Here is an 11,214-nt window from a genome sequence, read left to right as displayed (position 1 = left end):
AGACGGGCGGGCTCAGACCGCTGCCCTCAGACCGCCGCCAAGGCCTCTTCCAGCTGCTGGCGCTCGTGAAGCTCGGCGTAGAGACCTTCCTGGGCGACCAGCTCTTCGTGGGTGCCGCGCTGGGTGATGCGGCCGTCTTCGAGCACCAGGATCAGATCCGCCTCGCGCACGGTGGAGATGCGGTGAGAGACCAGCACTACCGTACGCCCCGGGAAGACCTCCCGCAGGTTGTGGAGAATTTTCTCCTCGGTGCGGGTGTCCACCGCCGACAGGCTGTCGTCGAGGAGCAGAATGGACGGCTCCCGCAGCAGCGCCCTCGCCAGGGCCACCCGCTGCTTCTGGCCGCCGCTCAAGGTGATGCCGCGCTCCCCCACCACGGTTTCCAGGCCCTGGGGGAAGCCCTCCAAATCCTGCCCGAGGCCCGCCAGCTCCGCCGCTCGCTTGACCTGCTCCGGCGTCGCATCGGGGACGCCCAGGCGGATATTCTCCGCCACCGTCTCGGAGAAGAGGAAGGTCTCCTGGGGCACCATGCCGATGCTCGAGCGCAGCGCCGCCAGGGGCAGCCGGCGCAGGTCGATGCCGTCGATGAAGACGGTGTTCTCCGGCGGATTGATCAGCCGCGGGATGAGGGAAAGCAGGGTGCTCTTGCCGGAGCCGGTACGCCCCACCAGGGCGACGGTGGTACCCGCCGGCACGGCGAAGTCGATGTCGTGGAGCACCGGCTCCTCCCCGTCGTAGGCGAAGCTCATTTGGCGGAAGGCGAGGTCGCCGCGCACGCTCTCCACCGTCACCAGGGGCTCTTCGTCGGCGATGGCCGGCGGGGTGTCGATGACGCTCTTGAGACGATTCATGGAGGCGGCGGCGCGCTGGATCAGGTTGACCACCCAGCCGACGGCGATCATGGGCCAGGCCAGGCGCCCCAGCAGCAGGTTGAATTTGACCAGGTCGCCGACGGTCATCTGCCCCTGATAGGTGAGCACACCGCCGTAGCACAGCACCGCCACGTAGCCGACACCGATGAGCAAGTGGAGCATGGGGCGGAAGGCGGCGGACCACAGAATCAGCCGGCGGTTGCGCTCCACGTACCCCTGATTGAGGCGGCGGAAGGCATCTTCCTCGTGCCCTTCCTGGACGTAAGCGCGCACCACCCGGGCGCCGGAGAGGTTCTCCTGCACCTTGGTGGAAAGGTCCGAATATTGCTCCTGCACCTGCTGGAAGTGGTGATGGATGCGCGAGCCGAACTCCCGCGTGGCCACCGCCACCAGCGGCGTGGTGATCACCGCCACCAGGGTTAGCGGACCGTGGATGGAGGCCATCAAGATCAGTGCCCCTACGCCGGTAAAGACGGTGTTGGCGCTGTACATGATGGCCGGCCCGCTGACCTGGCGCACCGCCTCCAGGTCGTTGGTGGCCCGGGCCATGAGATCGCCGGTGTAGCGCTTGCCGTAGAAGCTCGGCGCCATGGAGAGCAGGTGGTGGAAGAAGTCGTCCCGCAGGTCGCGCTCGATGTTGCGGCTCATGACCACCAGAATCATCCGCTGGCCGTAGCTGAACAGCCCCTGGACGACGGCGATGAGCAGCAGGAGACCGCCGTAGAAGAGAAGGGTCTGGGTGGAGACTTCCTCCCGCAACACGTCCACCGCATCCCCCACCACCCAGGGCGAAGCGAGGCCCAAGATGGACATGCCCAAAACGCAGAGCATGCCCCAGAACAGGCGGCTCCGATAGCGCCCGAAGTAGGGCAGCAGATGGCGTAGGGATCTCATGAGCTTGGAGCGCAGCGGGCTTCCCCGGGGCGCGATGAAGGCATCTTAGCAGGGCGCGGAGAAGCTCAACCCTGCTCAATCCTCTTCCCGCACCGAGGTCGCCGCGAGAATGCCCGCGGCACCGCGGGGGTGGAAGAAGGGGGGCTCGGCGTCGGGGCGGAGGCGCGCCTCGAGGCGGATGATGGGGCGGCCTTCTTCGATGTATTTGGCCTCGTAGTTGGTGCGCGCGCCATCGGGCCAGACCTCGTTGATCTCGGTGACCTCCAGCGCCGGATGCTCGTGGAGCAGCTCGCGGACGCCGCCGCCGTATTCGAGGAAATCGCTGGCGAAGACCAGCTGGCCGCCGGGGAGCAGGAGGTCGAGGAGCAGATCGAGACGCTCCGGATCGAAGAGGCGGCGTTTGTGATGGCGGGTCTTGGGCCACGGGTCGGGGAAGTAGACGTGCACCGTTTGGGCGAAGCGCCGGGGCAGCACCGCCGACATCAAGTAGATGGCCTCGCCGCGGATCCCCACCAGATTCTCCACCCCGTGGCGGCGCCCCCGATCCACCAGCAGGCGGCAGTATTTGGACACCACCTCGATGCCCAGGAAGCGGCCCTCCGGCTCCGCCCGGGAGCGGCGCAGAAGGTAGCGCCCCTTACCGAAGCCGATCTCCACCTCCCAGGGACCGGTGCCGGGGAGTAGGGCGTCGAGGTCGACGGGGGCGTCGAGATCCCGCAGGGTGAGATCCTCGGAGCCGGCGGCGATGAGCACGGGTTGAATCATGGGCGTCTCACGGGTCTATCAACAGCGGGGAGATCACAGCAGACGCGTCCGGCGCTGCTCCTTGAGCTGCTGGACGATGGAGCGAACGTCCTGGGAACGCTCCCGGGGCAGCACCAGAACGGCGTCGTCGGTGCGCACCACCACCAGCCCTTCCACCCCCAGCACCGCCACCGTACCGCCGTCCGCCACCAGCAGATTGTCCCGAGCGTCGAAGGCCAGAGCGTCCCCCAGATGCACGTTGCCGTGCTCGTCCGGCGGCAAGACTTCCGCCAGCGCTTCCCAAGAGCCCAGGTCGCTCCAGCCGCAGGCCAGGGGCAGGGTGGCGATGTTGGAGAGCTTCTCCATCAGGCCGAAGTCGATGGAGGTGGACGGCAGTCGGGGATAGAGCTCGCCGATGCGCGCCGGCTTCTCGGCGATCTCTTCCAGCCCCCGGGCCAGCTCCGGCAGATGCTCCGCCACCAGCTCCAGCAGGCGGGTGCCACGGAAGAGGAAGATGCCGGCGTTCCACAGATAGTTGCCGGACTCCTGGAAGCGTTGGGCGGTGGCGCTGTCGGGCTTTTCGGTGAAGCGCCGTACCCGCCGCAGGCCGGTGGCGGCATCGAGGGTCTCGCCCAGCTCGAGATAGCCGTAGCCGGTCTCCGGGCGGTGCGGCTCGATGCCCAGGGTAAGCACCAGATCCCGCTCCTCCACCGCCTTCTCCCCCGCCGCGAGAGTGCGGCGGAAGGCCTCCGGATCGGCGATGCGGTGATCCGCCGGCAGCACCGCCACCACCCCTTCCCGGGCCTCCTGAGGCATGGAGCGCACCGACCAGCCGATGGCGGCGGCGGTGTTGCGCCCCTCGGGCTCGAAGAGGATCTGCTCCGGCGGCACCTCCGGCAGCTGCTGGCGCACCTCGTCGGCGAGCATCTCGGTAGTACAGATCCACACCTGAGCCGGCTCCACCGTCGGCAGCAGGCGATCCATGGTGGCCTGCAGCAGACTGCGGCCGCCCTCCAACTCCAACAACTGCTTGGGGCGGTGGGCACGGCTCAAGGGCCAGAATCGCGTGCCGCTGCCGCCGGCGAGAATTACCACCTGCACGAGTTACACCTCGGAGCCGGAAGAGGACTCAGCCATCATGGCCGCGGGCAGCACGATGCTGAGCGGCGGGAACGGTGAGGAGATCTTCACGGGCTGGTTCGAACGGAATTGTGGACAAGGTCGGATTTCAACAACATCGGATGGATGGGAAGCAGCGCCCACAGCGCCTTCTCCCTTCGGCGCCGCAGTATACCTCCGCGAAGCCGGGGCTGCTGGACCAGTCCAAAAGCGCTCCAAGGTCGTAGGCCATAATGAAGTCCTCTGCAATCACCGGGAGCATCACCATGACTTTGTTGCGCAGTCCGAAGAGCTGGGATCCGGATCACCGGCGGGCGGCCCGAGAAACGACGCCGGAAAGCACGTATTGGAACCGCCGCCAAGTGCTCAAGGCCCTGGGCCTCACTTCCTTGGGGCTCGCCCTGCCCCAGGGCGCCGGCTGCATCCTCGCCGAGGATGCCCTCAACGAAGCGAAGATGGTACGCCCGGCGCTGGGCAAGCGCTTCGCCGACCTCTTTCCGGCCCGGCGCAACGAAGCCTACACCCTCGGCGGTCGGCCGCTGACCCCGGAGGAGGTCCCCGCCGCTTATAACAACTTCTACGAATTTCTCACCAACAAGGGCAAGGTCTGGGGCCTGGCCCAGGGCTATCCGGTGGACCCCTGGAAGGTGGAGATCGGCGGCCTGGTACACAAGCCCCAAACCCTCGATCTCGACGACCTCTTCACCCGCATTCCGCTGGAGGAGCGGCTGTACCGCTTCCGCTGCGTCGAGCGCTGGGCGATGCAGGTGCCGTGGACCGGCTATCCCCTGCGCAAGCTGCTGGAGCTGGCCCAACCGATGTCCAAAGCTCGCTATGTGCGCTTCGTGTCGTTCCACGACCCGGAGAATCTGCCGGGCCAGAAGTTGATGACGCGCTATCCGTGGCCGTACTACGAAGCGCTGCGGCTGGACGAGGCCTACCACGAGCTGACCCTGGTGGCGGTGGGCATTTACGGCCACGCCCTACCCATGCAGCACGGCGCCCCGTGGCGGCTGGTGACGCCGTGGAAATACGGCTACAAGAGCCCCAAATCCATCGTTCGCATCGAGCTCACGGACGAGCAGCCGCCGACCTTCTGGAACGACCTCCAGCCACCGGAGTACGGCTTCTTCTCCAACGTCGACCCGTCCAAGCCCCACCCGCGCTGGAGCCAGGAGGTGGAGGAGGACATCGGCACTCTGGAGAAGCGGGCGACGCTGCTCTACAACGGCTACGCCCAGGAGGTAGCGGGGCTCTACGACGGGAGCGAGTGGTAGGAGTCCGTGATGAACTCTCGCCTACTCGTCGCCTGAGCCCGGCTGCGGATTCCACACCGACACTTCCTCCAGGCTCTTGCGCTCCAGATCCGGCACCATGGCGTCCTCGGCGGCGTAGCCGATGGGGAAGAGGATCACCGGCTTCTCGTTCTGCGGCCGGCCGAGGACCTCGTTGAGGAATTTCATCGGGCTCGGCGTGTGGGTCAAGGTCACCAACCCCATGCGGTGGATGGCGGCGATGAACAGGCCGCAGGCCAATCCGATGCTCTCCTTGACGTAATAATTCTTGCGCTTGCTGCCGTCCTCCTCGAAGCCGTAGAGCTCCTCGAAGGCGACCACGATCCACGGCACCGTCTCCAGATAAGGCTTGCGCCAGTCGGTGCCCATGGGAGCGACGGCGCGCAGCCATTCCTCCGGCATCCGCCCCTCCTCGTAGCTGATGCGCTCCTCGTGCTCCGCCGCCTCGCGGATGGCGCTCTTGATCGCCGGATCGCTCACCGCCACGAAGCGCCAGGGCTGGCGATGGGCTCCGGAGGGAGCGGTGGAAGCGGTGCGGATGGCCAGCTCGATGAGCTCCCGGGGCACCGGATCGGAGGAGAAATGGCGGACGCTTCGGCGGCTGTCCATCTCGGCGTAGAAGGCCTCGGCGCGGCGAAGCATTTCCTCCGGGGGCAACCGGGGCGGGGTGTAGGGGACGAAGGGATAGTCGCTCATGGCGCTGTTCTTATCAGACATTGGCCCCTCCTGATCAGCCCGACCGGCGGCCGAGGGCGGAAACTTTGTGCCTCAGACGAACAAATAGGCCAGAAACCGAGCCAGGGGGTTGACCTTCCCCGAAGATAGCGCTAAAAAAAGGATAAGGAACACAAAGGGCCACCAAGGCCTCCCCCTCGGAGCATGTGCCATGATTCGTAAAAAGATCTACCTCCACGCCAACGAGCGTTGCACCCTCTGCCTTGCCGACGACGAGCTGTTGAGCCTGCGTCGGGAGCGGTTTCGCCGCGTCCTGAGCCGCTTGCTGCCGAATCGTCGTCGCAACCGCCGAGTGGCCTAGACACTCCTCCCTCTAGTACCGAGAGCCTCAACTACCGCCGGCCGCCCCCCCACGGCCGGCGGTTGGTGTGTGCAGCGCGGAAGCCTCAGCTGCCGTGGCGCCGCAACCAGCGCAGGATCGGGAACTCGACGAAGCGCCGATGCCGCCGGGTCATGAAATGGTCGATGTGGGCGAACTCCGGGGTGAGCAGCAGCGTCACATCGTCGGAGCCGAAGAGATCCAGCTGGTCCTGCATGTAGGGCCCGAAACCGAACCCGCCGCCAATGGCCAACACCGGCCCGTCGAACTGATCCAGCTCGTCCACGTAGGACGTCTCCACCCCCGCCAGGGAGCAGCTCACGTCCCGCACCAGGGCCGTCGGTGAGTATTCGTTGAAGCTGGCGATATTGGTGAATAGCCGCGGCTCCGAGGCGTAGAAGAAGCGATCCTCCGCCAGGCTGCCGTTGATCAGGAGATAGTTGGGCACCGGCAGGGTGACGGGACCGGGAGTCTCCTGGCTGAAGCTCCCCACCATCACCTGGTGGTTGGTCAGGAAGGGCGGGAAGAGGGGCATGGGCGTGAGGTCGTCGGGGCGGGTGCTGGCCAGGTAGGTGGCCTGCTTGATCACCCCGGCGCCGACGCCGTCGAAGTACAGGCCGGCGGCCAGCAACGCTTCCTGCTGGGCGCAATAAGCAGTGTTGAGCGCGCGCACGTCCACATCGAGACTGAAGAGCATCCCCTCCCAGAGGATCGCTCCGGCATAGTCGTCAGGGCTCTCGTTGACCACCGCCGTTGCGGTCATGGCGCCCAAAGACACTCCGCCGACGAAGACTTCAGCGCCGGGGTTGGCGTCCTCGATGAGGCCGCGCACGAAAGCCACGTCCTCGACCACGGAAGCGATATTCCAGCCCGCCATGGTGGAGCAATCCAGCACCCCCACCTCGCAGGTTCCGCCGGGGATGCCCTCCAGGCGCGGGGAGTAGCCGTAGACGTCATAGCCGCGGCGGGCGAAGAAGCCGGCGATGGAGGTACCGATGGGGCCTCCTTCGTCGGGCTGCTCGTAGAAGCTGAAGTTGGTGCCCAGGGGCGGCAGCAGGAAGAGCGTGGCCCGCCGCTGAGCCGGCGGAGCATTGCGCACCAGACGAATCATCTTGAAGCGGTCCAGAGGATTCGTCCCGTAAGCGATGGAGGTCTCGGTGCGGACCAGCCCCTGCTCGTGGCTGGTGACGCTGCCCAAGACCTGATAATCCGCCGCCGCCGCTGGCAGGGCCACCGCGAGAGAGCCGACGGCCAGAGCTACGACCAGCCCGAGAAAACCGATGCGCTGCATCATGAGAGACCTCCTGGAGGTTGGTTTGCATGAGTCTTTCTCTATCGGAGTGCGCGCTCCTCCCGCGGGCAGGACAAGACCTCATCACTCCGTGCCCATACAGATGGCAGCAACCGCTCCTCGCTGAACCCTTTAGAATCGTTCCCGTAGTGCATAGAAACCGTGCCCGCGGTGATCTCCGCCGCCTCGATCATCCGCAACCTTCATCCCCGCCCTGCGGGTTGTTCGGGAAAGGATCTGTCATGAGAAATATCTCCACCCTCGCTCTCCTACTGGCGCTGCTCCTGAGCGTAACCTTGGCCACCCCCACCTGGGCTCTCGCCAGCGACGAGGCTGGCGGCGACGCTGCCGAAGAGAAGGCCGCCCCGGCGCCTCCCTCCAACCTACCGCCGGGAATGACGATCTACTACATGGTCTTCCTCCACAGCTGTCCGGACAAGCCGGAGGAGGACCCGGAAAAATTGCAGCAGATCCAGGCTGCCCACATGGCCAATATCGGAGCCATGGCGGAGGAGGGCATCCTGCGGCTAGCGGGACCCTTCGCGCCGGTGGAAGGCAGCGACCTGGCGGGAATCTTCCTGCTCGAGATGGATTCCCTGGAAGCTGCCGAGGAGCGCACGGCCAAGGACCCGGCGGTACAGGCCGGCCGCCTGTGCCCCAAGATCATCCCCTGGCTCGGGCCGGTGGACATCACCCACGGCTACGACGAGGCGGTGGCCAAAGCCCAGGGCTGACCCGGGATCCAAGCTCTCTCCCGTCCCGATCTCGGGCTGAGACTGCACACCCATTAACGGAAGTAGTCTTTTAACTGCGCAAGATTAGAAAGAATCGCGCACCTACCCTCGAGGAGAGAGCTCCATGACCATCCGCCCGTCCCTGCGAATCGCCCTTTTCGTCCTGTGTCTCGGCGTCTTCGTCTTTGCGCTGCCCGCCAGCGCCGCCGATATCGACCTGCAGCCCGGCGAGCTCACCGTCGAGGATCCCGCCACCGGCTGCGGCCTCTCGGCCCTCGACGCCCTCGCACCGCCGGCGTGGATGGGCTCCGGTGCAGCGGACCTCACCGGGCTCGAAAACGGCTGCGACCCGGGGCCGTGCTTCGAGTGGACGGGCTGCTCCTACTGCTTCAACCCGGCCACCGGCTGTTGCGAGAAGGATTGGGGCTCCGAGCTGTGTCCGGAAGGCCGCTGCCACTACTGACCTGCCCCCGCCACTCTTCGGACCTTGGACGGTCCTGCCAGGCCCCCGGCCGGATCCTGCACTTTCCACGGTGCCGGCGCCGTGCTCCCGGGGGCTTTTCTGTCGCCCCATCGTCCACCCTCAGGGACCCTGGCCTGCGGTACTCTACGAATAGGAGGGGACCGATCGATCCCACTCCATCGACAGCCCCGAGACTGGGGAGCTAGCACGGCCCGGAACCAAGAAAGGCAAAGATGAGGAAGATTACCGCCAGCGATTTGATGAACCCGGGGGTGGTCACCGTCGGCGAAGACATGACCGTCCAGGAGCTCGCCCGCTTCCTCCTCGACAACGAGATCAGCGGAGCGCCGGTGGTGGATTCCCAAGGCCGGGCCGTGGGAGTGGTCTCCCTGGTGGACGTCGCCACCGCCGCGTCGGAAGAAGAGGCCGCCGGCGGGCTGGGCTTCTACGACGCCGGCTGGGACGCCGGACTGGACGAAGAGCCCGGCGACTTCGACGGCGACGACGAAGAGCTGCAGGTCGCCGACATCATGAATCCCGAGGTCCTCGCCGTGGGAGAGGACGCTCCGGTGTCCGAAGTAGCCACCCTGATGCTGGAGAAACACGTGCACCGCCTGCTGGTGATGCGGGGGGAGGAGATCGTAGGCATCATCTCCACCTCGGATCTGCTGGGCCTGCTGGTGGACGAGAGCTGAGCCATGAACCATCACCAGCTCGAACCGTCGTCCCGAATCCTGAAGCTGCCGCGGCTGCTGACCTCCTTGCTGCTCGCCCTTCTCTTCAGCGCCTTGGTCGTTCCGCTCCAGGGCCAGGAGGATCCCGGCGCCGCCGACCGCACCTTCACCGGGGAGGAGCGGGTCACCGACGTCAGCGTGCTGGTGGAGGTGGAGCAGAAGCGCACCCTCGATCTACCGGAGGGTGCCCGCCAAAGCCTCGAGGCGGAAGACTTCGCCCTGATGGTGGACGGCCAGCAGCGGCCCCTCACCGGCCTGCGGCGCTTCTCCGCTGACGATCCGGAGCTCGAACCCTGGCAGCTGGTGATCTATCTCGACGCCGGACTGGCCGGCGGGCAGGAGCTGGAATGGGGCGCGCGCCAGCTGGCGGATGTCGCCCAGGAGCTCACCGACCGGGGTACCGTGGAGATCGTGCTGGCGGATCCCGAGCCGCGGGTGCTCCTTCCCGCCAGCCGCGACAGCGAGCTGGTGGCTTCGACGTTGTCCAAGATCAGCATGGACGCTCCCGGCCTCGACCCGTTGGTGGAAGTGCGTCAGGAGTTTCTGCGGGGCCCCGGCGAAGAAGCTGGCGCAGAGGGCGAGACCCTCGCCGAGAGCCCGGATGCCGACGAAGCCGACGACCCCGAGGCCGACGACCTCGAGGCCGATGAGGGAACCAACGCCGAAGACCGCGCCGCCCGGGTCGCCTCCGAGCTCGAAGAGCGCCTGGTGCAGGCCCAGCAGGACCGGCTGCTGCTGCGCCTCCTGGACACCTACGGCGCGCGGCGGGCGCTGGTGGTGGTGAGTGGCGGCTACGACCTGGACCCCGACGCCTTCTACCGCCCTCACGACCTGCCCCAGGGAGAACCGCTGGATATGGAGGGACCGGAGAGCGAGCTGCCCCTCGCCGAGCTCGCCCACACCAGCGCCCAGGCCCTGGCGGGCTATGGCTGGGTGGTCCTCGATCTGCTGCGTCCCTACGTGCCGCCGGAGGAGTACTTCCCCCGGGGCAAGCGGGTGGGCAAATGGCGGCTGAAGGTCTTCCAATGGACCTACGAGGAGGAGCGGGATCCGGCCAAGGCCGAAGCCTACTTCGATCTCGCCGAAGCCAAGCGAGCCGCCGGCGACCTGGAACCGGCGGCGGAGGCCTACCGCAAGGCCATCCATCACTACTACAAGGATCCCCGTACCTCCGAGCAGCAGGCCGCCGCCTTCGCCGGCCTGGCGCAGGTTCTGGAGCGTCTCGGAGAAGAGGATGAAGCCCGCTGGGCACAGCAGCAAGCGGCGGATCTGGATCCCGCCCACCAGGGCGGCGGTGCGGTGGCAGAGGCCCGATTGGTGAACCCCGCCGGCCCGCTGGAGATCCGCGCCCAGGCTACCGCCGGAGCGGTGGTGCAATCGCCCCAAGATCTGGCCAGCGCCTTGCGGAGCTTGGACCAACGGGTAGCCGTCAGCTTCCAGCTCCAGGGACCGCCCCTGGGCCAGCTGCTGCCGCTGGAAGTACGCCTAGAGCGGCCTCTTCTGGCCTCCCGGGCACCGGCCTGGGTTCGCTCGTCCACTCCTCCGGCGGTGTCCGCGGCCCGAGCCCGGCGCCTGGCGGAGGGCGATCTGGTCACCGGCCCGGAGGAAGTGGCCATCACCTATCAGCCCGGGCAGCGCCCCGGTAGCGGCCACGTGGAGGTCGATCCCAGCAGCCTTTTGGGATCCCCGGCGGAGCGCACCCTCAGCCGCACCCTGGTGCGCATCTCCCTCGCCGTCACTGGACCGCTGGAAGCACCCCGGGTCCGCCACGAGCTCCTCGAGCTGCCCCGCAGCGAGGAGCAGCGGGGCCAGCCCTGGAGCCTCCCCGTGGAGCTCAGCGCCGGCGCCGACCGCATCGCAGTGGTGGTGGAAGACCTGGGCACCGGCCGCTGGGGAGCTCGGCGGTTGGAGGTTTCGGGGCTCTGAGCTGCAGCTGGACCGTCTCAGTAGTGGGCTGGCGCAGTGGTGGGGGGGGGGGCCCCCCCCCCCCCCCCGGGGCGCCACGGGGCGGGGG

General features: G+C 67.1%; 11 protein-coding genes. 6 read left to right on the top strand and 5 right to left on the bottom strand.

Annotated features, from left to right (window positions below; translation table 11 throughout):
• Positions 1–26: 26 nt before the first annotated feature.
• From SX243_22055 to SX243_22045, 3 genes are all read right to left on the bottom strand, one after another.
• Positions 27–1,766 carry an ABC transporter ATP-binding protein gene (locus SX243_22055; protein MDY7095668.1) on the bottom strand — a complete coding sequence of 580 codons (1,740 nt, stop codon included), beginning with the start codon at positions 1,764–1,766 and terminating at the stop codon, positions 27–29.
• A 75-nt stretch (positions 1,767–1,841) separates the two neighbouring features.
• Complete coding sequence (locus SX243_22050) at positions 1,842–2,531, bottom strand: hypothetical protein (protein MDY7095667.1); 690 nt, start codon at positions 2,529–2,531, stop codon at positions 1,842–1,844.
• A 33-nt stretch (positions 2,532–2,564) separates the two neighbouring features.
• A complete protein-coding gene (locus SX243_22045) occupies positions 2,565–3,611 on the bottom strand; it encodes a mannose-1-phosphate guanylyltransferase (protein MDY7095666.1) in 1,047 nt (348 codons plus the stop codon).
• A gap of 251 nt (positions 3,612–3,862) precedes the next feature.
• Between SX243_22045 and msrP the strand changes: the two genes are divergently transcribed.
• Positions 3,863–4,906: a protein-methionine-sulfoxide reductase catalytic subunit MsrP gene (gene msrP / locus SX243_22040; protein ID MDY7095665.1), complete on the top strand. Its 1,044-nt coding sequence runs from the start codon at positions 3,863–3,865 to the stop codon at positions 4,904–4,906.
• Between the two features lie 21 nt (positions 4,907–4,927).
• On the opposite strand, the gene SX243_22035 is transcribed toward msrP, so the two are convergent.
• Complete coding sequence (locus SX243_22035; protein MDY7095664.1) at positions 4,928–5,641, bottom strand: nitroreductase family protein; 714 nt, start codon at positions 5,639–5,641, stop codon at positions 4,928–4,930.
• A 169-nt stretch (positions 5,642–5,810) separates the two neighbouring features.
• Between SX243_22035 and SX243_22030 the strand changes: the two genes are divergently transcribed.
• The gene (locus SX243_22030) at positions 5,811–5,960 is read left to right on the top strand and encodes a hypothetical protein (protein MDY7095663.1); all 150 of its coding nucleotides are present in this window, start codon (positions 5,811–5,813) and stop codon (positions 5,958–5,960) included.
• A gap of 85 nt (positions 5,961–6,045) precedes the next feature.
• Here SX243_22030 and SX243_22025 read toward each other — a convergent pair whose 3' ends face one another.
• The gene (locus tag SX243_22025) at positions 6,046–7,272 is read right to left on the bottom strand and encodes a hypothetical protein (protein MDY7095662.1); all 1,227 of its coding nucleotides are present in this window, start codon (positions 7,270–7,272) and stop codon (positions 6,046–6,048) included.
• 239 nt (positions 7,273–7,511) lie between these two features.
• On the opposite strand from SX243_22025, the gene SX243_22020 reads away from it, so the two are divergent.
• The 4 genes from SX243_22020 to SX243_22005 all read left to right on the top strand — a co-directional run bounded on the left by SX243_22020 (position 7,512) and on the right by SX243_22005 (position 11,126).
• On the top strand, positions 7,512–8,003 hold the full coding sequence (locus tag SX243_22020; GenBank protein ID MDY7095661.1) for a YciI family protein: 492 nt from the start codon (positions 7,512–7,514) through the stop codon (positions 8,001–8,003).
• A 124-nt stretch (positions 8,004–8,127) separates the two neighbouring features.
• Complete coding sequence (locus tag SX243_22015) at positions 8,128–8,466, top strand: hypothetical protein (protein ID MDY7095660.1); 339 nt, start codon at positions 8,128–8,130, stop codon at positions 8,464–8,466.
• 233 nt (positions 8,467–8,699) lie between these two features.
• On the top strand, positions 8,700–9,161 hold the full coding sequence (locus SX243_22010; protein ID MDY7095659.1) for a CBS domain-containing protein: 462 nt from the start codon (positions 8,700–8,702) through the stop codon (positions 9,159–9,161).
• Positions 9,162–9,164: 3 nt separating this feature from the next.
• Positions 9,165–11,126: a hypothetical protein gene (locus tag SX243_22005; protein ID MDY7095658.1), complete on the top strand. Its 1,962-nt coding sequence runs from the start codon at positions 9,165–9,167 to the stop codon at positions 11,124–11,126.
• Positions 11,127–11,214 lie beyond the last annotated feature (88 nt).

It is taken from the genome of Acidobacteriota bacterium (assembly GCA_034211275.1).
Classification (GTDB): domain Bacteria; phylum Acidobacteriota; class Thermoanaerobaculia; order Multivoradales; family JAHZIX01; genus JAGQSE01.
Note: the sequence above shows the minus strand (reverse complement) of the source record. Positions and strands in the feature narration are given on the sequence as shown.